At 42.3% G+C, this 25,937-nt stretch carries 22 protein-coding genes and 4 tRNA genes; 21 read left to right on the top strand and 5 right to left on the bottom strand.

The genetic code is table 11. The features are described from left to right. Positions 1-3 precede the first annotated feature (3 nt). The 5 genes from IGI82_RS12605 (at position 4) to IGI82_RS12585 (ending at position 1,040) form a co-directional block, all read left to right on the top strand. A tRNA-His gene (locus tag IGI82_RS12605) sits at positions 4-76 on the top strand. A gap of 10 nt (positions 77-86) precedes the next feature. Continuing rightward, positions 87-158 (top strand) — tRNA-Gln (locus IGI82_RS12600). 41 nt (positions 159-199) lie between these two features. Then, a tRNA-Cys gene (locus tag IGI82_RS12595) sits at positions 200-270 on the top strand. A 27-nt stretch (positions 271-297) separates the two neighbouring features. Beyond that, positions 298-382: transfer RNA gene (locus tag IGI82_RS12590), tRNA-Leu, on the top strand. Between the two features lie 187 nt (positions 383-569). Beyond that, a complete protein-coding gene (locus IGI82_RS12585; protein WP_438842300.1) occupies positions 570-1,040 on the top strand; it encodes an HIT family protein in 471 nt (156 codons plus the stop codon). Positions 1,041-1,103: 63 nt separating this feature from the next. On the opposite strand, the gene IGI82_RS12580 is transcribed toward IGI82_RS12585, so the two are convergent. Further along, positions 1,104-3,101, bottom strand: a complete 1,998-nt coding sequence (locus IGI82_RS12580; RefSeq protein WP_438842299.1) for a beta-galactosidase — start codon at positions 3,099-3,101, stop codon at positions 1,104-1,106. A 432-nt stretch (positions 3,102-3,533) separates the two neighbouring features. Here IGI82_RS12580 and arcA point away from each other — a divergent pair, with 432 nt between their 5' ends. From arcA to IGI82_RS12530, 10 genes are all read left to right on the top strand, one after another. Next, complete coding sequence (gene arcA / locus IGI82_RS12575; protein WP_438842298.1) at positions 3,534-4,751, top strand: arginine deiminase; 1,218 nt, start codon at positions 3,534-3,536, stop codon at positions 4,749-4,751. A 384-nt stretch (positions 4,752-5,135) separates the two neighbouring features. Then, the gene (locus IGI82_RS12570; RefSeq protein ID WP_008380980.1) at positions 5,136-5,447 is read left to right on the top strand and encodes a hypothetical protein; all 312 of its coding nucleotides are present in this window, start codon (positions 5,136-5,138) and stop codon (positions 5,445-5,447) included. Continuing rightward, positions 5,448-7,439: a V-type ATP synthase subunit I gene (locus IGI82_RS12565; protein WP_438842297.1), complete on the top strand. Its 1,992-nt coding sequence runs from the start codon at positions 5,448-5,450 to the stop codon at positions 7,437-7,439. Continuing rightward, positions 7,423-7,896 carry a V-type ATP synthase subunit K gene (locus IGI82_RS12560; RefSeq protein ID WP_005237160.1) on the top strand — a complete coding sequence of 158 codons (474 nt, stop codon included), beginning with the start codon at positions 7,423-7,425 and terminating at the stop codon, positions 7,894-7,896. The genes IGI82_RS12565 and IGI82_RS12560 overlap by 17 nt, the downstream gene beginning before the upstream one ends. Before the next feature lie 16 nt (positions 7,897-7,912). After that, positions 7,913-8,503, top strand: coding sequence for a V-type ATP synthase subunit E (locus IGI82_RS12555; protein ID WP_016621387.1), 591 nt, complete (start codon positions 7,913-7,915; stop codon positions 8,501-8,503). A 14-nt stretch (positions 8,504-8,517) separates the two neighbouring features. Next, complete coding sequence (locus IGI82_RS12550; RefSeq protein ID WP_438842296.1) at positions 8,518-9,519, top strand: V-type ATP synthase subunit C; 1,002 nt, start codon at positions 8,518-8,520, stop codon at positions 9,517-9,519. Next, a complete protein-coding gene (locus tag IGI82_RS12545) occupies positions 9,512-9,826 on the top strand; it encodes a V-type ATP synthase subunit F (RefSeq protein ID WP_005229240.1) in 315 nt (104 codons plus the stop codon). Before IGI82_RS12550 ends, IGI82_RS12545 begins: the two co-directional genes overlap by 8 nt. 31 nt (positions 9,827-9,857) lie before the next feature. Then, complete coding sequence (locus IGI82_RS12540; RefSeq protein WP_010749209.1) at positions 9,858-11,633, top strand: V-type ATP synthase subunit A; 1,776 nt, start codon at positions 9,858-9,860, stop codon at positions 11,631-11,633. Next, the gene (locus tag IGI82_RS12535; protein ID WP_005237151.1) at positions 11,633-13,021 is read left to right on the top strand and encodes a V-type ATP synthase subunit B; all 1,389 of its coding nucleotides are present in this window, start codon (positions 11,633-11,635) and stop codon (positions 13,019-13,021) included. The genes IGI82_RS12540 and IGI82_RS12535 overlap by 1 nt, the downstream gene beginning before the upstream one ends. Then, the gene (locus tag IGI82_RS12530; RefSeq protein ID WP_005229243.1) at positions 13,021-13,665 is read left to right on the top strand and encodes a V-type ATP synthase subunit D; all 645 of its coding nucleotides are present in this window, start codon (positions 13,021-13,023) and stop codon (positions 13,663-13,665) included. Before IGI82_RS12535 ends, IGI82_RS12530 begins: the two co-directional genes overlap by 1 nt. A gap of 76 nt (positions 13,666-13,741) precedes the next feature. Here IGI82_RS12530 and IGI82_RS12525 read toward each other — a convergent pair whose 3' ends face one another. From IGI82_RS12525 to IGI82_RS12510, 4 genes are all read right to left on the bottom strand, one after another. Then, positions 13,742-14,548: an ABC transporter ATP-binding protein gene (locus IGI82_RS12525; RefSeq protein WP_015510090.1), complete on the bottom strand. Its 807-nt coding sequence runs from the start codon at positions 14,546-14,548 to the stop codon at positions 13,742-13,744. Beyond that, positions 14,548-15,468, bottom strand: a complete 921-nt coding sequence (locus tag IGI82_RS12520; protein WP_015510089.1) for an ABC transporter permease — start codon at positions 15,466-15,468, stop codon at positions 14,548-14,550. Before IGI82_RS12520 ends, IGI82_RS12525 begins: the two co-directional genes overlap by 1 nt. A 29-nt stretch (positions 15,469-15,497) precedes the next feature. Continuing rightward, positions 15,498-16,475, bottom strand: coding sequence for an ABC transporter substrate-binding protein (locus IGI82_RS12515; protein ID WP_115232586.1), 978 nt, complete (start codon positions 16,473-16,475; stop codon positions 15,498-15,500). Positions 16,476-16,973: 498 nt separating this feature from the next. Next, complete coding sequence (locus IGI82_RS12510; RefSeq protein WP_074536687.1) at positions 16,974-18,134, bottom strand: hydroxymethylglutaryl-CoA synthase; 1,161 nt, start codon at positions 18,132-18,134, stop codon at positions 16,974-16,976. Positions 18,135-18,326: 192 nt separating this feature from the next. Here IGI82_RS12510 and IGI82_RS12505 point away from each other — a divergent pair, with 192 nt between their 5' ends. The 6 genes from IGI82_RS12505 (at position 18,327) to IGI82_RS12480 (ending at position 25,923) form a co-directional block, all read left to right on the top strand. Next, positions 18,327-20,801, top strand: a complete 2,475-nt coding sequence (locus IGI82_RS12505; RefSeq protein WP_115232585.1) for a hydroxymethylglutaryl-CoA reductase, degradative — start codon at positions 18,327-18,329, stop codon at positions 20,799-20,801. Between the two features lie 298 nt (positions 20,802-21,099). Next, positions 21,100-23,148: a BglG family transcription antiterminator gene (locus IGI82_RS12500; protein ID WP_438842295.1), complete on the top strand. Its 2,049-nt coding sequence runs from the start codon at positions 21,100-21,102 to the stop codon at positions 23,146-23,148. Between the two features lie 10 nt (positions 23,149-23,158). Beyond that, the gene (locus IGI82_RS12495) at positions 23,159-23,776 is read left to right on the top strand and encodes a bifunctional 4-hydroxy-2-oxoglutarate aldolase/2-dehydro-3-deoxy-phosphogluconate aldolase (RefSeq protein WP_115232583.1); all 618 of its coding nucleotides are present in this window, start codon (positions 23,159-23,161) and stop codon (positions 23,774-23,776) included. A 12-nt stretch (positions 23,777-23,788) separates the two neighbouring features. Continuing rightward, on the top strand, positions 23,789-24,247 hold the full coding sequence (locus IGI82_RS12490) for a PTS sugar transporter subunit IIA (protein ID WP_438842294.1): 459 nt from the start codon (positions 23,789-23,791) through the stop codon (positions 24,245-24,247). A gap of 19 nt (positions 24,248-24,266) precedes the next feature. Continuing rightward, positions 24,267-24,545 (top strand): PTS sugar transporter subunit IIB, encoded by a 279-nt coding sequence (locus IGI82_RS12485; RefSeq protein ID WP_005229267.1) that lies wholly within the window; start codon positions 24,267-24,269, stop codon positions 24,543-24,545. A 22-nt stretch (positions 24,546-24,567) separates the two neighbouring features. Continuing rightward, positions 24,568-25,923, top strand: a complete 1,356-nt coding sequence (locus tag IGI82_RS12480; RefSeq protein WP_060792349.1) for a PTS galactitol transporter subunit IIC — start codon at positions 24,568-24,570, stop codon at positions 25,921-25,923. Positions 25,924-25,937: the final 14 nt, after the last annotated feature.

Genomic DNA, 25,937 nt, shown 5'->3' with positions numbered 1-25,937 from the left:
ACGGCGGGTGTGGCGAAGTGGTTAACGCACCGGATTGTGGCTCCGGCATTCGTGGGTTCGATTCCCATCATTCGCCCTTTCATTTTTGGGGTATAGCCAAGCGGTAAGGCAACGGACTTTGACTCCGTCATGCGTTGGTTCGAATCCAGCTACCCCAGTACAATCTTCACTTGATTGTAGATTGCAACAATAGTATAATGGCGGTATAGCCAAGTGGTAAGGCAGAGGTCTGCAAAACCTTCATCACCGGTTCAAATCCGGTTACCGCCTTAGTACTAAATACTAACCTTTCAACATGCCGGCGTGGCGGAATTGGCAGACGCGCTGGACTCAAAATCCAGTGCCCGTTGAGGGCGTGCCGGTTCGACCCCGGCCGCCGGTATCATTGATGTATCAGTTTTTTATTAGATTGATACATTTTTTTTGCTTATAAAAGTCTAAAAATACGATTTTGAAGGACCACTCATATAGCAAAGATTTTTTGTTTTGTTACTATTGAAAGCCTTTCCTTAATCTTGTATAGTTTTTACATGAATAGCTGCAAGGAACAGGAAAGAGGGCGGATCAAATTGAAATGGTATGAGAATAGAATCAAATCGGCGATAGATGGGACAAATCCAATGGTGATCAAAGAATTGCCTGGCAGTTTTGCTGTTTATGGCGATGTCCAATTTCTTCCCGGATATTGTGTATTATTACCTAAAAGAGAGGTGGCTTCTTTAAATGATCTAGATTTAAGCGAGCGACAGATTTTCTTAACTGATATGACTCTTTTAGGAGATGCTATAATACAGGCTTGTTCTCCATGGAGAATCAATTATGAACTATTGGGAAATACCGATAACTTTCTTCATGCACATCTTTTTCCCCGTTATGAATGGGAAACCGGCGAAGCGAAAAAAATGCCTGTTTGGTTGTATGACAAATCCCATTGGACTAATCCAGAGTATCACTATTCAGAAAAAAGTGATGGAGAGCTAAGACAAAAGATAGCCTCTTGTTTAGAAAATGCCTATCGTTTGTCTAATGAACCTTTCTAATCTAGTAACCTCAATAAAAGAACCTCCATGAAGCGATCGCTTCATGGAGGTTCTTTGCTTAGATTAATCAATATACTTAAGAACTGCGACTTCTTTTGGTTTCAGAACTACCAACTGTCTGATTTCTTTGGTTAGAAGGTCTGCTCCAGGGGCTTTCAGCTTCACTTTGATTGTCTGCTCGGTATGGTTTAAGAAAAAGACGAGTGTATAGCCAGCACCTTTGCGGCAGGTAACGGAGACTTCAGTAGGAGCAGCCAAGAAGTGCTGGGCATGAGTCGTTAAATTGTGATTTTCCAGAATGCTCGTTAAAAATGTTGTTAGACCTTCAAGGGACAATTCTGTTCCTACGTAATACGCATATCCATCGTCGATCCGGTTCATGGTAATGGCTGGCTTATCGGACAAATAACCTAATTGGAAGGCTGCCAAAGCTTTCGCACCATTTAGATGAATGACTTCCTCCCATAGAGAATTGTCGTACCGACGACCTTGGAAGTCAATTTGGTGATGGGTAGCTGCTTTCATTGGGTAAAACTCTTCTACAATGATCCCTAAGGTGTCTCTAAACAAGCCTGGATAGCCACCAAGATAGACTTGGTCATATTCATTGACGATTCCACTAAAGAAATTCGTCAAGAAGATGCCACCTTGTCGCACGTAATCATGGATCTTCTTGCCGAAGGCTTCTGGTGCTGAATAGAGATTTGGGGCGATCACTAAAGGATAGCCATCTAGGGATTCGGAAGGATGGACAAAGTCTACGCTCAGATTTAACGCCCTTAGCGCGGCATACAGGCTGCGTAACTGATGAATGTACTTTAAGGTTCTTGGTTTGGCATCCAATTCCAGCGCCCACCAATTTTCCCAGTCGAAGACAACCGCGACATCAGCCAAGAAGCGCGTCCCAACGATTTCCGACAGTTGCGAAAATTCGTTGCCTAATTGTGCACATTCACGAAAGATACGGCTTGACTGAGGATCTCCGTGAGGCACCATCGCACTATGAAATTTTTCTGCACCGCCACGAGACTGTCGCCATTGGAAGAACATGATACCATCAGCGCCATGAGCGAGCGATTCATAACTCCAAAGACGCAACTGGTTGGGTGTTTTTGCCCCATTAATTTGCCGCCAATTAACGGCGCTGGTGGCTTGCTCCATGATCAAGAAAGGCTTTTTCTTCAAGCTGCGGGTTAAATCGTTAGCAAGAAATTGCGGGTAAGGGTTTTTTTCAAAGGGATTCGGGTACGAATTCCAGCTGACCACATCTATTTCAGGTGCCCATTTAAATCCATCTACGTATTTGTGTAAGCCCATAAGATTGGTCATATAAGGAATGTCATGGGAATATTTTGCAATCGCCGCCTTTTCAATTTGATAAAGTTCCAGATTCATGTCGGAAAGAAACCGACGGTAGTCTAATTGCTGTGCAGGATTTTTGAAGGTTGGCATTGCCTCTGGTAAGAAAATTTCCTCCCAGCTGCCATAGGATTGACTCCAAAACTTCGTTGACCAAGCATCATTCAATCCAGCGATGGTCAGATATTTCTCTGCTAACCATGTCTGAAATCTTTTCCGACAATGATCGCAATAACACTCGTGGATGTGACAGGTATATTCATTATTGATATGCCACATGACCAGCCCTGGATGATTAGCATAACGGTTTGCGACTGCTTCAGACAAATCGGCGGCATATTGACGATAGATAGGGGAAGTCGGACAGTAGTGCTGGCGCGCACCATGAACCAGTCGATTGCCATGAATGGTCACAGGCAGCATCTCAGGGTGTTTTTGAACAAGCCAAGCGGGAGGAGAAGCTGTTCCATTGGCTAGGTCGATCATGATATTGTTTTCATATAAAAGATCCATCAACCAGTCCAGAAAGTCAAAATCATAGGTGGATTCATCTGGCTGCAGATTGACCCAGCCAAAAATATTGATACTTACATAGTTCACACCTGCTTCTTTCATTAAGCGCATATCTTCAAGAATGACTTCTTTAGACCATTGTTCAGGATTGTAGTCGGCACCATAGTAAAGCTGACGTTGCGTTTTCATCAAATCGCTCCTTTATAGACGTTTCTTTAGTATCAAGATACTTGAATCATATCAAATATTCATCTGTTTGATAGCGGTATCATTTGAAAATCATGAAATGATCCAAAAAAACAAAGATAGTTCAATCTGGTTTCGCAACTAGGGCTATAGTCCGCCAGTTCTTTTGCCTTGCTGTTTTTTTAACAAAAATATACAATTGAAAAAGGCGGTAAATTAAAGTATCTAGAATTTATATTCTTTATTAGTTGTTTTTTTATCGGGGGTTTCTTTTTTTAAAAATGCATTTTTATAACTATATGATCCGAAAAAACTTTGAATCACGAGTAGAAAAAACACGATGAGTCGAAGAAATGAATAATTATGTGATGTAGAATCAAAAAAAAGAATGACATAAGTTATTCTACAAAATTGCCAAGAAGGAGAGAAAAGTCCATGAACCAGCCAATACAGATCTTTTCTGAGATTGCGCCCTTAAAGCGGGTGCTGTTGCATCGTCCAGGAGCAGAATTGGAAAACTTGATGCCGGATTATCTTGATCGCTTGTTGTTCGATGATATTCCTTTTCTAGACCAAGCACAAAAAGAGCATGATTTTTTTGCCGAGACGTTAAGAAACAGAGGGGTGGAAGTCCTTTATTTGGAAGATCTTGCTGCAGAGACATTGTCGACGACCGGTGCCAAAGAAGCTTTTTTAGAAGATTATTTAAATGAGACAACGATCCTTGATGAAGAGATTCGCAACGAAGTGCGCAATTTTTTCCTGTCGATCAAAGATAATCGCTCCTTTATCGATCATACGATGGCGGGCTTGAAAAAAAGTGAGGTAGAAATTCCAAGAGCTAGCAATTTAACGGCGATCGTTGAAACGGAATATCCTTTTTTGATCGATCCAATGCCAAACTTGTATTTCACGAGAGATCCGTTTGCTACGATTGGTCATAGCGTTTCCTTGAATCGAATGTATTCTGCAACGAGAAGACGAGAAACCCTCTACGGAAAACAAATTTTTACGCACCACCCGATGTTTTCCCGCAATGAGACGAACTTTTTGTATCATCGGGACGAAACGACGCGGATGGAAGGCGGCGATCAGCTGATTTTATCTGATAAAATCGTGGCGATCGGTATCTCTCAACGAACCGAGGTTGCTTCTATCGAAAAAATTGCCGAAACGATTTTTGCTACAGAACCGAGTTTTGAACATATCTTGGCATTTAATATTGGTGAAGAACGAAAATTTATGCACTTAGATACGGTCTTTACGATGGTGGATCATGATAAGTTCACGATCCATCCAGAAATCGAGGGAGAACTTTCGCTGTATTCAATCACTAAACACAAGGACGGTGTGCGAGTATATGAGGAAAAAGATACGTTGGAAAACATTCTTTGCCGTTATTTAGATTTGACTGAAGTACACTTGATTCGCTGTGGTGGTGACGACTTAGCGGCAGCAGCCAGAGAACAATGGAATGATGGTTCCAATACATTGGCGATCGCCCCAGGGGAAGTCGTGGTCTATGACCGCAATACCATCACCAACGGGTTGTTAAAAGAGGCAGGCGTCAAGTTGAATGAGATCTCAGGAAGTGAATTGGTTCGCGGACGTGGAGGTCCACGCTGTATGAGTATGCCATTTATTCGTGAGTAGGACGAATCTTTGTTATTTTAATTACGGATTTTTGCTTTGAAATTATGAAAGTTAAGAAATAGAAGAGAGAAAAATAAAAGAAAGATTTGAAACGGCATTCTGTTTCTAATCTTTCTTTTTTGTCATCATTTAACCCCCTATAAATTGAAAAGGATTTCTTTTTGTGAAAATGTGTAATTTTTGTGACTTTTATATGTAAAGACTATAAAAAAACGCTAGGAACCTTGTTCTATCGCTAAATTTATGGTACGGTTATATTAGAAAACGGAAATAGGTGAAGGTATTTGCCACTTATTGATTTTTGACACCCTACGATCAGCGAATGCCATATGCTTGATTTGTAGTGGTTTTTTTTGCGGAAAAAAAGGGAAAGCAGGTGAGAAAATGGCAGTAGATGCAATTCGATTATTACAAGAAGCAGAGCAATTTGCTGAAAATAAAAACCAAGAAGCGGAAGCAGAAAAAAAACAATTGGCACAAGAACGCGAAGAACGGTTGAAGGCGTTTAAAAAAGAGTTGGCAGAAAAAGAAGCCCAACAAAAAGAAGCAATCAATCAAAAAATCGCAGCTGAGTTAACACAGTCAAAAGAACCGCTCATGGCTAAAACGAAAGCAGAAGTGGAAACACTACGAACGATCCCTAATGAGTTAAAGGAAGAAGCATTGGCAATAATAATAAATAAGGTTGTGACATAAATGGCAATTGCAAAAATGCAAAAGTTCAGTCTGTTGACCTTTTACGATCAGAAAGAAGCTGTTTTAGAGCAGCTGCAAGACTTTCAGGGCGTAGAACTGCTTTCTTCGGAGAAATACTACGATTCTGAAGAAACGACGGGTGTTTTGACACCGGTTCGCGAGGAACAGTCTGAAGAAGAAATGGAGAACCAGTTTGGTCAAGTCAACTGGAGCTTAAATTTTTTAGAAGAATATGTACCCAAAAAAGGAATGCTGGCACAACTGCGGCAACCAATCAAAAAATATACCCTTCAAGAATTGGCTGAAACAGCCCACACCTATCCCTGGCAAGAATTATGCCAGACCCTTCGTAAACAAGACAAACGTCTTCGCTTGATCGATCAAGAAAAACGCGATGTATTAGCACAAGAAGCAGAGCTGTCGATTTGGAAGTATTTTAAAGAGCGTCCAGCGGTTTTAAAGGAATTAAAAAAATCAGGTGGCTTGCTAGGTTCGATTCCCACTTCTGAAATGGCTGACTTTACGACGAACAGTGAGAAGCTGCCGCTCGTCTATGTGGAAATTGTTTATCAATCACAAACAACCACTTATTTACTGGTCCTTTTCCACAAAGATGTAAAAGAAAAAGTAACTTCACTTCTTAAAAAAGTAGCCTTTGAGCAATACATCTACCCTTATGAGGGCATCCCAGAAGAAGATCTGCAAACGATGAAAGAAAAATCCCAACGTTTAATTGATGAAGAAAAAGAGATCAAAGCCTCTCTTCGTGCAATGACAAACGAGCAAGAAACTTTGCGGATCGTTGCCGAGTATTTAGATGGAGCAATCACCCGCTTAAAAAGCAATAAGATGCTTTTACGTTCTACTCATGCGGTCTCGATTTCTGGCTGGGTTCCTGTTGATGGGACGGCCGAATTAGAAAAACGCATCAAAAAAGGAACCACGGATAACTATTACCTCGAATACCAAGAAGTGACGGAAAAAGAGATTAGTAATGTGCCGATTTTATTAGAAAACGCATGTTGGATCAAACCTTTTGAAGGACTTGTTCGGATGTACAGCTTGCCGCAATATGACGAGTTAGATCCGACACCATTTATGGCGCCTTTTTATATGGTGGCATTCGGGATGATGGTTGCCGATTTTGGCTATGGTTTGCTTTTGTTTCTGGCGACGTTTCTTGGGAAAAAGCTGTTCCACCTCAGCAAAGGGCTGGAACAAAACTTGACCCTCTTTCAGTTATGCTCGATCCCTACGATTATTTGGGGCTTGATCTATGGCAACTTCTTCGGATTTGAATTCTCATTCCAACTGTTGTCTGCCCAGGATGATGTCAACCAGATCTTAGTCTTATCCGTGATTTTTGGGTACATCCAGATCATGTTTGGTTTGGCGCTGAAATTCTATATTCTATGGAAGAAAAAAGACCAGAAACTGGCCGCGATGTTCCAAGCCGGTTCATGGATCGTCTTTTTGATCAGTGTGGCTTTTGTTGCCGCAGGAATGCTGCTTTTCCCTGACACACCGTTACAAACGATTGGGATCGTAATGATCGCTGCCAGTCTATTAGCAGTGGCCATCGGAGGCAGTTTAGAAGGTAAAACCTTAGCCGGAAAAATCGGTTCTGGATTGTACGGATTGATGGATGTGACCAATTATGTTGGTGACTTGATCAGTTACACCCGTCTGATGGCGTTAGGGGTTGCCGGCGGAAGTATCGCCTCAGCCTTCAACTTGATCATCAGCTACCTGCCGCCAGCAGCCCGGTTTACGGTTGGTATCTTATTATTTGTGGCATTGCATGGCCTAAATATTTTCTTAAGTTACCTTAGTGCGTATGTTCATGGTATCCGTTTGCAGTATTTAGAGTATTTTGGAAAATTCTTTACGGGGGGCGGACGTGCCTTTGACCCCTTCAAATCAAATGAAAACTATGTAGAGATCATCTCAGAAGAGAAGTTACAGGAGGACAATAATGGAAAATTGGATTAGTTTCTTTTACGAAAATGGTGGAATTGTTTTTGCAGCTTTAGGTGTAGCGACCGCAACGATTTGCGGCGGTATCGGATCAACGATTGGTGTTGGGATGACCAGTGAAGCAGCGTCAGGCTTGATCTCAGAGCAGCCAGAGAAATTCGGACAAGCGTTGATCTTAGAGTTGCTGTCTAGTACTCAGGGGTTATACGGATTCGTAATTTCCTTTATGATCTTTGGTCAGATCAGCGGTTCGCTCTCATTCGATCGCGGATTGTACTTGTTTATTGCTTCATTGCCAATCGCATTAACAGCGATCGTAGCCGGAAAATGGCAAGGACGTGCCGCAAGTGCTGCGATGCAGATTTTAGCCAAAAAACCAGAACATGTGACCAAAGGAATTATCTTGGTAGCGATGATGGAAACGTATTGTATTTTAGGGTTCGTTATTTCCTTCTTGCTTGTCTTGAATTAAGAGGAGGGAAAAGTGAATGTCTGATATTACACGTTTAACTGATAAAATAACCGCTGATGCGGAAAAGAAATACCAGCTGCAAATCAAAGAAGCGAAAAAAGAAAGTGAAAATCAAGAAAACTTAAAGCGAACGCAATTAGAAAAAGAACTTAGTGAACGGTTAGCTTTTTATGAAAAAGAAAAACGTGCGACGATGTATTTGGAAATCTCAGATGTGCATATTCAATCAAGAAACAAGGTCTTGGCAGCAAAGCAGTCGGTCTTAGATGAGCTGTTTACTGAGGCTTTGACCCGTTTAAATACGATGGATCAAGCAGCATTTTATGCGTTTATCGCTAATGGCTTGGCGAATGCAAGGTTAACTGGTGAGGTTGAGTTGCTTTTAGGTGAGAAGACCCGCCATTTAGTGGATGAGGAGCTCCTCGCTAAATTGCAGGCATCTGCCCCAGATGTTCAGCTGAAACTGGTAAATAAAACGATCCCTCGTAAGGGTGGCTTTTTGTTGCGACAAGAAGCGATCGAGTTGAATTTTACTTTTGATGCGCTACTAGAAGCCAACAAAGAAGAGTTAAGCAATACGTTACTGCAATTGATTTTTGAACAGTAAGCAGGTGCAAACAGATGAATGACATCAAATACAATACCTTAAATACGAGAATTCGGACGTATGAATCGCAATTATTCGATCGCAGCCGCTATGAGCGGATGCTCTCGGCTGCTAGCGCAGAAGAAATCTACGGTATGTTGCAAGAAACGGTTTATGGTGACTTCATCAACGAGGATGATCGTGTACACGACTTTGAACATGTGTTGATGGCGGAGTTGAAACGGGTATACGACACGATGTATCAGCTGACACCGGAAAAAGCGATCGTTGATTTCTTTGCTTTGAAATATGACTATCAAAATCTGAAAGTCTTGGTAAAAGCGGCGTACATGCAAGAAGATTTTTCTGAATATCTTGTCCCAATTGGTACCCAGCCGCTTTCCGTCCTTAAGGATCTGGTCAAGACCAGAAAAAGCAATCTTGTTGCCAAAGAGATGGTTGATTGTGTGGAAGAAGTCTTCTCTTATATTGAGAACTACCATGAGGTCCAATCGATCGACATCATCTTTGATAACCACTATTGGGAACAATTGTGGACGATTGGCAAAGAATACGACGACGATCTGCTGCAAAGCTTGATTCGCCGTCAAATCGATATCTTCAATATTTCAACAACGTTGCGCAGTTACGCGATGAAACGCAAGCGCGGCTTTATCAGCGCAGTTTTAGCCGACCATGGGAATTTACCTGCAAGTGAGTTGTTAGCAGAAATCACGACTTCTCTTGAGGCGTTTGTGGGATACTTGCAAGGAACCCCTTATAAAGAGCTGATCAATCATAGTTATGAAGAATTGGTAGAAAAGAAGACCTTGAATACCTTTGATATACGTAAAGACAATTTTCTAATGGCGAAGCTCAAAGAACAAAAAATCGTGCCTTTTGGGCCGTCAGCATTGGCAGGGTATCTGTATGCCAAGGAAATTGAAAGCAAGAATTTGCGTATTCTCTTGATTGGTAAAATCAATAAGGTGCCAGAAGAGATTTTAAGAAGTCGGGTGCGTGATAGTTATGCATAAAAAAATAGCAATGATGGGTGGTAAGAACTCGATCTTGCCTTTCAAAGGGCTGGGGATCGATATCTTTCCAGTCAGCGATTTGGATGAAGCCGCCCAACAATTAGAAGAGATGGCTGAAGCGTATGGTGTGATCTTTTTGACCGAGCGGTTGATCGAGCAATTAGAACCGATCGTTCGTCGTTACGAAGAAGTACCGACACCGGCGATCATTCCGATTCCAAGTAGTACGGGTAGTTTAGGGATCGGCATGGCACGCATTCAGCAAAATGTGGAAAAAGCGGTAGGAATGAATATATTAGATTCATAACAGACAAGTCAGCCAGCTAGGAGGAATAAATGTGGCATTTGGCACAATTGAAAAAGTATCGGGACCACTGGTCACCGCCTCAGGATTAAGTGGCGCAAAAATCCACGAAATCTGCAAAGTCAGTGACAAGGGCCTTATCGGTGAGATCATTGAGATCAAAAAAGGGCTGGTTTCGATCCAAGTATACGAAGAAACAGCGGGGATCGGACCAGGCGAGCCCGTAGAAACGACAGGCGCACCATTGTCTGTCGAACTAGCACCAGGTTTGTTGACTCAGATGTTTGATGGGATCCAACGACCATTAGATACATTTATGTCGCAAACAGAGAGTGATTTTTTGGAGCGGGGGGTCACCATCGATCCACTGAATCGCCAAAAGAAATGGACCTTCGTCCCACAAGTACAAGTCGGCGATACTGTACAAGCCGGTGATATTTTAGGTTCAGTACAAGAAACTTCGGTGATCGAGCATAAGATCATGGTGCCACCAAACTATGAAGGAACCGTCAAAGAAATCATGGTGGGAAATTTTGCGATTACTGAAGTGATCTGTGTTTTAGAAACCATCGATGGTGAAAAATCCTTGACGATGGTTCAGAAATGGCCAGTGCGTCAACCGCGGCCAGTTACAGCTAAATTAAATCCAGGCGAACCGCTAGTCACTGGACAGCGAGTCATCGACACCTATTTTCCAGTGGCAAAAGGCGGCTCAGCTGCTGTTCCTGGTCCTTTTGGTGCTGGAAAAACAGTCGTTCAGCATCAGATCGCTAAATGGTCAGATGTGGATATCGTGGTCTATGTCGGTTGCGGTGAGCGGGGCAACGAAATGCGGGATGTCATGAACGAATTTCCTGAGTTGATCGATCCGAATACCGGCAAGTCGATCATGGAACGAACGGTATTGATCGCCAATACGTCGAATATGCCAGTTGCTGCTCGGGAAGCCTCGATCTATACAGGAATCACGATCGCGGAATATTACCGCGACATGGGCTATAGTGTTGCCATCATGGCAGATTCAACTTCTCGTTGGGCAGAAGCACTGCGGGAAATGAGTGGCCGATTGCAAGAGATCCCAGGAGATGAAGGCTATCCGGCTTACCTTGGAAGTCGAATTGCGGAATACTATGAGCGAGCAGGGCGTTTCCATTCATTAGGCACGCAGCCTCGAGAAGGAAGCATTACCGCAATTGGTGCGGTTTCACCTGCTGGAGGAGACATCTCAGAACCGGTCACTCAAAATACCTTGCGAATCGTGAAAGTCTTTTGGGCATTGGATAGTATGTTGGCGCAAAAGCGGCATTTTCCATCCATCAACTGGATGAATTCCTATTCCCTTTATGAGGATCAAATCAATTCTTATTTGGATCAATTATTAGGTGATCGCTGGTCGGAGCTAGTCAATGAATCAATGGCGATTCTCCAAGAGGAAAGCCGATTAGAAGAAATCGTTCAGCTGGTAGGGATGGACTCTCTTTCCCAGAAAGACCGCTTGACGATGATGACTGCTCGTTCTTTAAGACAAGACTACTTGCAGCAAAACGCCTTCGATGACGTTGATACGTACACTTCCCGCAACAAGCAGTTCAAGATGCTGGAAAACATTCTCTACTTTAATGAACAAGCACAGCGTGCATTGCAGCTAGGTGCTTACTTAGATGAGATCACTAAAGGAACGGTCGATCTGCGTGAGCGCATCGCCCGCAGCAAATACATTCCTGAAGAAGAATTGACTCGCTTGGATACGATCAAGCATGACATCAAAGAAATGTTACAACGAATCATTGAAACTGGAGGTGTTCATTGATGTTAAAAGAATATCGTACAGTTTCCGAAATTGCTGGCCCCTTAATGGTGGTCGAAAATGTTCGAGGCGTGAAATTCGACGAACTCGTTGAGGTCCGCATGGACACAGGTGAGATCCGTCAAGGACAAGTACTGGAAGTCAGTGATGACAATGCTGTTGTCCAAGTCTTTGAAGGTACCAGTAATTTGAGTGCAGAAGAAAGCAAAGCAAGGTTTCTAGGGACTGGTTTGACGCTAGGAGTTTCTCTAGATATGATGGGTCGGGTGTTTGACGGTTTAGGAAAACCAAAAGATAATGGCCCGAGAATCTTGCCAGAAAAACGCATCGATGTAAACGGTGAAGCCATCAATCCGATGGCGCGGGACTTCCCAGATGAATTTATCCAAACGGGGATCTCAACGATCGATCATTTAAATACATTAGTTCGTGGACAAAAACTACCAATTTTTTCTGCGTCTGGTTTGCCTCATAAAGAGATCGCTGCTCAAATCGCACGACAAGCAACAGTACCTAGCCAAGAAGGCAATTTCGCGATCGTCTTCGCAGCAATTGGGATCCCTTTTGAAGAAGCTGAATTTTTCGTGGATGAATTCCGCAAAACCGGTGCGTTAGATCGTTCTGTTTTGTTTATGAACCTTGCCAATGATCCAGCAATCGAACGGATCGCTACACCTAAGATGGCATTGACCGCAGCAGAGTATTTGGCTTTTGAAAAAGGCATGCACGTCTTAGTGATCATGACCGATATGACGAATTACTGTGAAGCGTTGCGAGAAATCTCCGCTGCCCGCCGAGAAGTTCCAGGACGTCGCGGCTATCCAGGGTATCTATACACCAATTTAGCGACGCTGTATGAACGGGCAGGACGTTTGATGGGCAAAGAAGGATCGGTCACACAAATACCGATCTTAACGATGCCAGATGGCGATAAAACCCACCCGATTCCTGATTTGACCGGCTATATCACGGAAGGACAAATTATTTTGTCGCGGGACCTTTACAAGCGCAATATCAACCCGCCAGTGGATATTTTACCAAGTCTTTCACGGTTGAAGGACAAAGGAACGGGAGAAGGTAAGACCCGTGCCGATCATGCGGCAACGATGAATCAAATCTATGCCGCCTATTCCGATGGGAAAGCTGCCAAAGAGCTATCGATCGTTTTAGGGGAGTCTGCCTTATCTGACCTTGATAAAAAGTACGCGCGCTTTGCTGATCTTTTTGAAAAAGAGTACGTCAATCAAGGATTTGAAACCAATCGGACGATTGAAGAAACGTTAGATTTAGGCTGGAAGCTATTAGCTACCTTGCCAAAACAAGAGTTGAGCCGTATCAAAGAAGAATTTATCGACGCCTATTACCCAACGGACGAGGATGTGAGTTCTTAATGGCGATCTTAAATGTCAATCCGACACGGATGGAACTAAGTCGTTTGAAAAAGCGGCTGACGACGGCAACCCGTGGTCACAAATTATTGAAAGACAAGCAAGATGAGCTAGTACGTCAGTTCATTCAGCTAGTAAAGAAAAACCAGGAACTTCGTAAAAAGATGGAGACCGCATTGCAAGCAGGAATGGAAGAGTATGTGCTGGCTTCTAGTAGTATTCCCGATGTCGTTTTGCAAGAAGCCTTTATGATCCCTTTGAATAAAGTGACCTTAGATGTGCAAAGCCGAACCATCATGAATATGGATGTGCCAGTGTTGAACCCTGTTTACGAAGAAGAAAGCTCGGATGATGATTTTTCCTACGGTTTTGTGAGTACCACCAGTGAGCTGGATCTCTCGTTGTCCCATCTGGATCAAATGCTGCCAGTGATGCTGCAGTTGGCCGAGATCGAGAAAACCTGTCAACTGATGGCCAATGAGATCGAACGGACGAGACGAAGAGTCAATGCGTTAGAGTATATGACGATTCCCAAGCTGACAGAAACCATTCAATACATCGAAAGCAATCTGGCAGAAGACGAACGAGCAACATTGACTCGCTTGATGAAGGTAACGGACATCATTGCAGAAAATGAAGCGAAGTAAGGCTTTTGCAAGCAGTGTGATTACAGCAAAAAGGCACGTAGAAAGGAGGATTCTTTCTACGTGCCTTTTTTGCTTGTTAAGAGCGTAAGAGCAGTTGGTCATCTTTCAACTCAGCACCACTATTTTGATGGAACATTTCCATCAATTCAGGGACCGTCAAATGCTGCTTTTGCTCACCGGCAATGTCTACGACGATCTTGCCTTGATGAAGCATGATCAGGCGATTGCCATAACGAATGGCATCTTCCATGTCATGAGTGACCATGAAAGCCGTCAACTGTTGGGACCGAATCAACTGATCGGTCAATGCCATGACCGTCAATGAGGTCTTAGGATCAAGGGCTGCGGTATGTTCATCTAATAAAATCAATTTAGGCTGCTGCAACGTTGCCATCAAGAGGGTGATGGCTTGCCGCTGTCCGCCTGATAGCAAACCGATCTCAGCAGAAAGGCGATTTTCTAAGCCTAAGTTTAAGCTGGCTAACTTCTCTTGGAAAAACGCGCGGTTTTTCGCTTTGACGCCTGTTGCAAATCCGCGGACTTGGCCGCGTTTGTAAGCCAATGCTAAATTTTCTTCAACGGTCAAACGAACCGCGGTCCCCATACGTGGATCTTGAAAGACCCGACTAATATCTTTTGACCGTTTGGTCACGGATAAACGGGTAATGTCTTTCCCATCTAAGGTGATTTTTCCTTGTTCTGTTGGGATCGTTCCTGCGATACTGTTTAAGAGGGTCGATTTTCCAGCACCATTCCCACCGATGATCGTAATAAAATCACCGGTATTCATCGTCAGGTCAATGCCTCGCAAGACATGGTTTTCATTGATCGTTCCTTTTTCAAAGGTTTGGTGTAGATTCTCGATTGTTAAGACTGAAGTCATTAGGATTGGCCTCCTTTGGTTTTTGGCAGCATCTTTTTAAGTCCTAGTTTTGAACGAAGCTGCGGTAAGGAGAGGCAGATGACTAAGACGATTGCAGATGCCAATTTGATATCGTTGGCCTCGACATTGAATTCGAATACGACGGCCAAGATAAAGCGATAAACGATTGCCCCGATCACGATGGTGATCAATCGCAAAAGCAAAGATTTATTGGCAAATAAAACTTCTGCAATAATGATCGATGCTAAACCGATCACGATCGTACCGATCCCTGAGTTCAAATCAGCGAAGCCATTGTTTTGGGCTAAGAGGGCACCAGAGAGGGCGATACAGCCATTAGAGATCATATAGCCGATAATCTTCATGTTATCAGTGTTGATGCCGTTGGCCTCGCTCATAGCTAAATTGTCGCCCGTCGCTCGCAATGCTAAGCCGATCTCTGTACGGAAAAAGAGGAACAAGCACAAAATGACGATTGCCGCGAAGAGAAAGCCTGCAAGAATCACGGCATTGTTTTTGGTCAGTCCCATGGCTTGAAATTGGGTGAAGACCGTGTCTTGCCCCAGCAAGGCGATGTTGGGAGCACCCATCACACGATTTGTGATGGAATACAGTCCAGTCATCGTGATGATCCCCGCCAATAAGGCAGGGATTTTTAGTTTTGTGTGCAGCAGACCAGATACTAAGCCGGCTACCATGCCGCCGCCAAAGCCCATCAGACTCGCTAAAATAGGCGAGATACCATTCGTAATACTGATTGCTGCGATCCCAGCGCCTAAGGGGAAACTCCCTTCTGCAGTTAAATCAGCGATATCTAAAATACGAAAGGTTAAAAATACACCAATCGCCAGCAATGCCCAAAGGATCCCTTGAGAGGTGGCAGATTGTAGTAAGAGCAAGAATGTGTCGACTAAATTCATATGATTTCCTCAAATCTAAGTTAGTATGGTTATTCTGGTGCAGTGATGCTGGCTGGATCAATCCCTAAAGCAGCAGCCATCTCTTCATTGACGACTAACTCTAAATTATCCGCTGTTTCAACAGGCGTCGTTGCTGGCTCTGCATCGCCATCCAAAATTTTCGCCGCTAGTTTCCCTGTTTGAATGCCAAGGGATTTATAATCAATACCGTAAGTTGCTAGGGCACCATCATCGACTTGTTCTACGGAACCAGCGACGATCGGTGTTTTGGTTTCTTTGGCCACTTCGCCGACGATTGCAGCAGCAGAGGCAAAGGTATTATCTGTTGGAACATAAATGCCGTCAACATCTTTTGCAAGGCTGGTGGTTACTTGTTGCACATCATTGGTTGTATTGGCGGTCAATACTCTTACATCAACGCCCGCAGCTTTTAAGGCTTCTTCTGCCAAGTCAGCTTGGATTTTTGAATTGGCTTCACCTGCGTTATACATAATGCCGATCGTTTTGGCATCAGGCACGATGCTTAACAGCAAGTTGATCTGTTGCTCAATCGGCACCATGTCTGAAGTACCGGTGATGTTGCGACCAGGTTCTTCATTTGAATCGGCCAATTTCGCTCCAACTAAATCAGTGACTGCGGTAACTACGATTGGGGTATCGGTGGTTTCATTTGCTAAAGATACAGCAGCAGGGGTGGCAATGCCTAATAAAAGATCTGGTGAGGCATTCACTAGGCGTTCGCTCATACTTTTTAAATTGTCTTGACTGTTTTGCGCATTTTGGTATTCAATCGTTAGGTTTTCACCTTCCGTGTAGCCCGCTTCTGCTAAGCCTTCTTTGAACCCTTCATAGGCTGCATTCAAGGAGCCATGTTCGACCAATTGTAAGACACCGACTGTTTTTGTTCCGTCGTTTTCTTCCGAAGTGTTGCTTGATTCTCCACAAGCTGCCAATGCCAGTAGTGAAGCTGTCAGTAACCCAGTCGTGATCCATTTTTTCATTTTCATTGTAATTCCTCCTATGATCGTCTCTTTTTTTATGGGGGTTTACCTGAACAAAAAAATCCATTCAGACAATCGTCTAAATGGATTCGATCCTATACCAAGCGTAAACGTATATTGGCAACCATTTAGAAGATTTTCTACATGGCTGCAAGTTCAAGTTAAAATGCTTTAGCCATCATAGATACAAACAAAACTCGTTTTTGGTTTGCATCCATAATGTGATATGAATACAAACTATCTAAAGTAGCTAAAGTAAAAGGTATTCAGTTGTGGGGATACGGTCGTGTTTAACATAAAAAGTTCCTCCAAACTTGAATTGATTTTAGTATAGACAAAAAAAAGCGGACTGTCAAATGTTTTTCCTGAATTATCTGAAAATTTTTGAATAACATGCAGAAAATGTTTGGAAAACAAGTTTCGTTTCAATCATTTTCAAAGAAAGAAAAAAACTTTGTTCCTTCAGGCTTTTTAGCTAAAAAAGAAGCAAAGTTTTTTTCAGGGTCATTCGTTTTCTTCTTTATAATAACGAATGGTATTTTTGATTTCACGAATACTATAAAGCAGATCATCTTCGAAGGATTGATCTTGATCGATATCGATCGTCTCATTGAACATCGCTTCGTATTCAGCGATCGTTAGCTTTTGACGGTCATCGAGCAACGCTTGGTGTGCCGCTTGCGCCAACTGTTTTTCATAGCCGGGTACCAACAAGCCGCTGAAAAATTCAGCAACCGCTCCTGATCCGTAGCTAAATAATCCGATTCGATCATTTGCTTGCAGGCTAGAGGAATTTTCCAATAAAGAGATCAAGCCCAGATACAGTGAACCAGTATACAAGTTACCGGTACGACGGCTGTAAACGATCGATTCTTCATAGCGAGCCATCAGGCGTTTTTGTTCTGTTTCATCTTCTTCGGCAAAAACAGCCAACAAGGCTTTTTTACCCATTTTTGTATAAGGGATATGGAAGCTCAAAGCCGCATAATCTTTTGCTGTCCGCTGATTTTTTTCGCAATGGGCTTGCCAAACTTGTTTGAAAGAATCGATATAAACGGCATTTGACAAATGACCATCTACCATTGGATATTGATGTCCTACTGGACGCCAAAAATCATAAATATCTTGCGTCAACATCAAATTATCATTTTCAAGCTGCAAAATTGCTGGATCCGCCGAGATCAACATAGCAACAGCGCCCACACCTTGAGTGGGCTCGCCACCAGAAGCTAAGCCATAACGGGCGATATCTGAAGCCACGACCAAAACTTTGCTTTGTGGATTGGCTTGTACATGGGCTTTGGCAAATTGTAAGCCCGCCGTTGCGCCGTAACACGCCTCTTTGATTTCAAAGGACCGTGCAAATGGCTGGATACCTAATAGGCGATGCAAAACCACTGCCGAAGCTTTTGATTCATCGATGCCAGATTCTGTTCCGACGATCACCATATCAATTGCTTGTAAATCTTCTTTCGTAAGGATATCTTTTGCCGCGTGCATGGCAAAGGTGACGATATCTTGTGTTTTTTTATTGACCGCCATTTGATCTTGACCGATCCCGATCGTAAATTTATTCGGGTCTACCTCTCGGGCGTGAGCTAGATCAACCATATCTATAAAATAGGGGGGGACAAAAAAATTTATTTTATCAATACCAACGTTCATTCCGTCGCTCCTTTATGTTCTACATACTTAGTAGGCTACACGTTCTAAGGTATCATATTTTTTGAAAAAAATGAAAAAGAATTGATTAGAATTTAAACTTTATTAAAGAAAGTAGAAAAGGGTGCGACAACCGAATGTGGGGTATTCTTTTTTGGAGGATTTAATGATATATTTCAAGAGGAGGTGACGTACGTGGAAGAAGTTGTCATTATCGACGCACTAAGAACGCCAATTGGCAAATACCATGGGTCATTAAAAGAATATACAGCGGTAGAATTAGGAACAGTCGCTGCAAAAGCCTTGTTGGCAAGAAACCAACAAGCAAAAGAACATATCGCACAAGTGATTATCGGAAATGTGCTACAAGCAGGCAGTGGTCAAAATCCAGGACGCCAAGTTTCCTTGCAAAGTGGGCTTTCCTCAGATATTCCAGCCTCAACGATCAACGAAGTATGTGGTTCGGGAATGAAAGCGATTCTAATGGGGATGGAGCAAATTCAATTGAACAAGGCATCCGTCGTATTGACTGGTGGGATTGAAAGTATGACGAATGCGCCGCTCTTTAGTTATTATAACAAGGCGGAAGATCAGTATTCAGCTCCGGTGTCAACAATGATGCATGACGGATTAACAGATGCATTCAGTAGCAAGCCAATGGGACTGACGGCTGAGACGGTAGCAGAAAGATACGGGATCACTCGCAAAGAGCAAGATGAGTTTGCCTACCACTCACAAATGAAAGCTGCCAAAGCGCAAGCAGCAAAGAAATTTGATCAAGAGATCGTGCCGTTGACTGAAAAATCAAGAACCGTTTTACAGGACGAAGGCATTCGCGCCGCTACGACAGTCGAAAAATTAGCTGAATTAAAAACAGTTTTCAAAAAAGACGGTACGGTGACTGCTGGGAACGCCTCAACCATCAATGATGGGGCGGCCATGGTCTTGATCGCGTCAAAAAGCTATTGTGAAGAGCATCAGATTCCTTATCTGGCAGTGATCAAAGAGATCATCGAAGTCGGTTTCGCCCCAGAGATCATGGGAATCTCACCAATCAAAGCAATCGATACGTTACTGAAAAAGCAAGCACTGACGATTGAAGATATCGGTATTTTTGAGATCAATGAAGCCTTTGCAGCTTCTTCGATCGTAGTAGAACGTGAACTTGGTTTGGATCCGAAGAAAGTCAACCGTTACGGCGGGGGCATTTCACTGGGACATGCCATTGGAGCGACTGGCGCGCGGATCGCAACGACCGTCGCTTATCAGCTAAAAGACACCCAAGAGCGCTATGGAATCGCCTCTTTGTGTGTCGGTGGCGGATTAGGGCTAGCGATGCTGTTAGAAAATCCTTCGGCGACAGCAAGTCAAACGAATTTTGATGAAGAGACGGCATCAGAAAAAACAGAAAAAAAAAAGTTTTACGCCCTCGCGCCTAATGAACGATTAGCCTTTCTTGAAGCACAAGGAGCGATCACAGCAGCAGAATCCTTGGTTTTTCAAGAAATGACGCTAAACAAGGAAACTGCTAATCACTTGATCGAAAACCAAATCAGTGAAGTAGAGATCCCGTTAGGCGTAGGGCTGAACCTGCAAGTGAATGGCAAAGCATACAATGTCCCGTTAGCCACAGAAGAACCCTCGGTGATCGCAGCGATGAGCAATGGAGCAAAAATGGCTGGGCCCATTACGACGACCAGTCAAGAACGTTTGCTTCGAGGCCAGATCGTCTTTATGGATGTTCAGGATCCGGAAGCGATTTTGGCAAAAGTTGAATCCGAGCAAGCAACGATCTTTGCAGTGGCGAATGAGACGTATCCTTCCATCGTGAAACGCGGCGGTGGATTGCGAAGAGTGATCGGTCGGAACTTCTCGCCAGCAGAATCTGACTTAGCAACCGCTTATGTGTCGATCGATTTAATGGTTGATGTCAAAGATGCGATGGGCGCCAATATCATCAATTCAATTTTAGAAGGAGTGGCAGAGCTTTTTCGCAAATGGTTCCCAGAAGAAGAAATTCTCTTTAGTATTTTAAGCAATCTCGCTACGGAATCGTTAGTAACAGCCACTTGCTCGGTGCCTTTTGACAAATTGAGCAAGACCGGAAATGGCAGACAAGTTGCCGAAAAAATTGTTCATGCAGCTGATTTTGCCAAGATCGATCCATATCGTGCCGCTACCCATAACAAAGGGATCATGAATGGGGTTGAAGCGCTGATTTTGGCTACCGGAAACGACACTCGCGCCGTTTCTGCCGCTTGTCATGGCTATGCTGCCCGTAATGGCCGTATGCAAGGGTTGACTTCCTGGACCATCATAGAAGACCGTTTGATTGGTAGTATCACACTGCCGTTGGCGATCGCCACAGTCGGGGGTGCCACAAAAATATTGCCAAAAGCCCAAGCTGCGTTGGCATTGACTGGTGTTGAAACGGCGAGTGAGTTAGCTTCGCTGGCGGCAAGTGTCGGGTTGGTTCAAAATCTGGCCGCGTTGCGGGCATTGGTTTCAGAAGGTATCCAGCAAGGCCATATGAGCATGCAAGCCCGTTCATTAGCTATTTCAGTTGGAGCAAAAGGAACCGAGATTGAACAGCTGGCAGCTAAGCTGCGAGCTGCGACTCAAATGAACCAAGAGCAAGCCCGTAAATTTTTAACCGAAATACGCAATTAAAAAAGGTTCTCTAGTTTTTAAAACTTTTTATCCTAAACAATAAATGGAAAGGACGAATCCCCTTACTAAAGGGAGTTCGTCCTTTTTTTATTTTGGAGATAATAATGCAATAGATAAAAAATCTCGCTGTACTTTTGCTGATAGAGGACTTTTTTAATTTGTCGGTTCCAAGCAGCGATTTATCAAAACTAGTTTTACTAGGACAAAAAGAAAAAACAACTATGACAAAAAACGCTTTCAATTATACATCTTTTTACGAAGAATCAAAGCTATAATGATTTCATCAGGAGGGAATCAAATGAATGAACGGATCCGAAGAATTCTCACACGATTGGTAAAAAAACCCGAGACAAAGATGGCAGAGTTAACCACATCACTTTCTTTAACAAGAAGACAGATTAATTATTCCATTAAGCAATTTAATGAGGAGTTACTTGAAAACGGTTTGCCTCAAATCAGGCGTAATCATATGGGAGATTTTATTATTCCTTTAGAAGTGTTACGAATGATTTCTCTTGAACAAAATAAAGAAGATTCTTCTGCCATGGTTACAATTTTCTCTGAATATGAGCGGATTGCCATCATGTTAAGTTATTTATGTACTAATACCGATTACATTGGCATGGATCATTTTACACAGCTCTTATCGGTAAGTCGCAATACGATTCAAGAAGATTTAAAGAAAGCGAAGCAGTTTGTTAGCAAATACGCCCTGTCCATTCACTATGATCGTCAAAGCGGTTATCAACTGCAAGGATTGGAAAGGAGAATCTTACAACTGCTCTCTGATTTAATTAAGCAGCATTCATTATTTCGTCTTGATGATATTAAAGGAAAATTGGCACCAACTATTCCTGAAGAAGAGGTTGTTCATTTGATACACAACATGGAGCAATTGCTTCATTTAAGGTACTCAGATGAATCTATTGATTATCTGCAATCAGCTGTAAGAATGACCTTGCAACGTGCAACTTCACCGATTGCTTCAAAAGATGAAATGGTACAAATAGAGATTCGAAAAACTCCAGAATATAAAGTTCTGACTATTTTGCTTCAAGATACACCTTGGTCCAGCATGTCTCCTAACTATCTTTCTTGGCTAGCTCTGCTATTTTTGACATCTAATATTTTTGAACGTAAGACGACTCAAGTATTTGATTCAGATAGTGAATTAAGATGTTTGATCAGTGAAATGGTTACAAGTTTTCAAAACCAAACACTAATTATGATTGAAGATAGAGAGGCATTTGAACGTCGGATTTTGGGCCATCTGCGTCCAGCGTGTTTTCGTATAAAATACAATTTGAGCTTGGGTATGTACTCCCTTGATAGCTTAGTTCAAGATAGCAACCATGCAATTTTGAAGGATCTTATGAAGGAGCTGATTGTTCCCACAGAAAACTGGTTAGGCCGAGCGTTTCCAAATGATGAGTTGGCACTTCTATCTTATTACTTTGGTTTTCAATTAATGAGTCCTCGTCAAATAGCAGCGCAATTACCAAGGGCAGTAGTTGTCTGTGCAAATGGGGTTATGGTTTCAAAACTGATGAGAGAAAATTTAAAAAAACTATTTCCCGAGTTGCATTTTTTAGCTTCATTTTCAGTAAGAGATTTTTATAAATTTGGAACGGATTATGACTTGGTTTTTACAACTACTGCATTAAACAGTGAATTACCGCAATTTATTATTGATCCTATCATGACTTATAAGCAGCAGATCAGTCTGCGATACCGTGTGTTAAAAGAGTTAGGATTAAATGAAGTAGACCGCTCAGTTGATGAGTTGTTTTCGGTGATTCGCACATATGCTCAAGTAAATGATACGAAACAACTAAGGGAAGAGTTAGAGTACTTTTTATTGAAGCAAAAGCAAGATTCACCTTTAGAAAATTTTAAAGCGTTACCATCATTGACTGATTATTTGAAACCCGATTTTATAAGAAGAACGTCAGAGAAGCTAACTTGGCAACAAGCAGTGAAATTTGCTTGCCATCCTTTGTTAGAAAATCAGATGATTACAGAGCTGTTTATTCAAGATTGTTTGGATCAAATCGAAGAACAAGGATACGCTGGGTATTTAGGGAGTCAAACGTGTATCCCGCATACAGCACCACAAAATGGCGTGTTAAAAGACGGGATAAGTCTATTGATTGCTGCTGAGCCAATCGCTTTTCCAAACGGTAAAAAAATCCATTTTACTTATCCATTATCGTTTTATGATTTGACGAAACATTTGAAAGCTGTGAATCAGTTAGCAGATATTAGTAATGATTCTACGTTTTTAAATCGTTTGAAGGAAAGTTCAGATACGAAAACAGCTTATCAGCTAATTAGACAAGTGACTTAGGAGGAAAACGATGAAAGTAGAAGATTACCCACGCTTTACGATTATTATGAGGGGTTACACATATGAACAAGCTTATGCAGTTTTAACGGCAATGAGTGGGCTTGAGAAAGAGTTTGCAGTTGAAATCACATTAAACACTTTAGGGGCTCTAGAACATATCAACAAGTTAAGCAAATTATTTGGTGAAACTATTCTCATTGGGGCAGGAACAGTAAGAACGTTACCTGACGCCCAAAAAGCCGTCGCAGCTGGGGCTCGTTTTTTATTAGGTCCCCATTGTTTTACGAAGCAAATAATGGATTTTGCAAGGAAAGAGCAAGTGCTCTCAGTACCGGCGGCAATGAGCCCTTCTGAGATCAATGAGATGTTTACAGATGGAGCGGATATCGTTAAAGTTTTCCCCGCTGCAGTTGTGACACCACGCTTTTTCACAGATGTGCAAGCTCCATTGGGCAAGCTACCTTTGATGGGTGTTGGTGGAATTTCGATTTCTAACGCCAAGGAATATTTTGACCATGGAGCGAGTTATCTTGGTTTAGGTTCCAATCTTTTTCAATCGCAAGACTTGCAAGCTGCTGACCCAGCAAAACTAGCGCTATCACTACAAAAATTAGCAACAGAGATTTAAGGAGGAAAACAAATGGAATTGCAACTGAACGAAAAACTAGTATTTCGAAATATAAAAGCAGGCAGTGATAAAGAAGTCCTTGCTTTTTTAGCGAATGAACTATACCAACGAGGCTATGTCAAAGAAGATTATATCGAAGCAATACAGTTACGCGAGTCCGAATATCCAACCGGTTTACCTTCGACACAGCCCGGCGTAGCAATTCCTCATGCAAATTTTGACTTGGTCAATCAAACAACTTTGGCGATTGCAACCTTAGAAACAGCTGTAGGGTTTCGCAATATGGAAGATAATCAAGTCATTTTACCTACTAAAATCGTTATCATGATGGCCATCGGTGAACCGCACGGCCAAGTGGAGATGTTACAAAAGATTGTCAGTATTATTCAAGATGAGCCACTTCGTGAACAAATGACGGCGGCGAATTCGGATCTAAAATTGCTAACATTATTAAAAAAGGCGATAGCCTAAAAAATAGGAGGAAATGAAAATGAAAAGAATTTTAATTGCTTGTGGGAATGGGATTGCGACTTCAACCGTAGTAGCATCAAAAGTGAAGGATTATCTGAATGAACATGGTGTTGAGGCTTCCACAACCCAAACCAAACTGATGGAAGTACCTAGTAAAGTTCAAGACTATGACTTGTTAGTGACAACTGGTCAATTTGAAGGTCAGACTGGTGAAGTTCCTGTGGTAAAGGGAATGCCTATTTTAACGGGAATTGGTTCTGAACAAACTATGGAAGAAATTTTGAATTATTTAAAATAAAAAAATTTAAGGAGAAAAAAGAATGAATTATGTAATGAATGTATTCAATTTCTTTATTGACGCTGGTCCTACAGTGATGCTTCCTGTCATTATTACAATTATCGGCATGATTTTCGGTTTGAAAATCTCAAGAGCATTTAAGTCTGGGCTAACACTAGGAATCGGATTTGCAGGGATTCGTCTGATTCTGGATTTTATGACAACCAATGTCGGACCAGCAGCCCGTGCTATGGTAGAGCGGACCGGCGTACAGCTGGATGCCTTGGACGTAGGATGGGGCTCAATCGCGGCGGTTACTTGGGCATCTCCAATTATTGCACTGCTTATATTTGCTATATTGATCGTTAATATCATCTTGTTGGTTCTCAAAAGAACTCAAACGTTGGATGTTGATATTTGGAATTATCATCATATGGCTATTGTTGGTGTAATGGTTTATTTTGTGACTAAGAACGTAGCGTTAGGTGTGGGCGCATCAGTTGTAATGGCAATTGTCACATTTAAAATGTCTGATTGGTCACAGCCTTTGGTTGAAGATTTTTTTGGAATTCCAGGGGTTTCATTACCCACGGTTTCAGCCTTATCTTCTTTAGTAATTGCATGGCCGTTAAACTGGCTTTTAGACCGCATTCCTCTTTTTCGAAATTCCAAGTTTACCATTAAGGATGCACAAAAATATTTGGGCTTCTTTGGGGACTCTATGATTATGGGCGGTGTCATAGGTATCGCAATCGGCTTTTTAGCTGGCTATGATATCACTCAGATTCTTCAATTAGGGGTTAGTATGTCTGCTGTCCTTGTTCTGATACCAAAAATGACCTCTCTTTTTATGGAAGGATTAATGCCTATTTCAGACGCAGCGCAAAAATGGTCTCAGAAGAAATTTAAAGGTCGCCGTTTATTTATTGGACTAGATGCAGCGGTTGTTGTGGGCAATCCAGATGTTATAACAACTGCACTGATTATTATTCCTTTAACAATTGCTATGGCTTTGGTCTTACCCGGAAATCGTGTGTTACCATTTGCCGATTTAGCTGTAGTTCCATTTCGAGTAGCAATGGTTGTTGCATTGACTAGAGGAAACTTGCTGAAAAACATTATTATCGGTTTAGTTGTCACAGCCTCTTTGCTTTGGTGTGGAACAGTCACTTCACCTATTCTAACCGAAATAGCCAAACAGGTAGGGATTGATCTTGGGTCCAGTGCCATGCTTATTTCTTCTTTTGCAGCAACTTCAATGATTCAAAGTTACCTGGTTTTCATTGCATTCACCTATGAACCGATGATTGGTATTCCAGTTCTTCTTCTAGGATTTGGCGGTGTATGGTATTTCTTTGAAGGAATCAAAAAAATTAATCGTGAAGCAGCAATTGAATAAAATATTGTCGAAAA

It is taken from the genome of Enterococcus sp. AZ067 (assembly GCF_051715005.1).
Lineage (GTDB): Bacteria > Bacillota > Bacilli > Lactobacillales > Enterococcaceae > Enterococcus_D > Enterococcus_D casseliflavus.
This window is presented reverse-complemented; position numbering and strand designations above follow the sequence as displayed.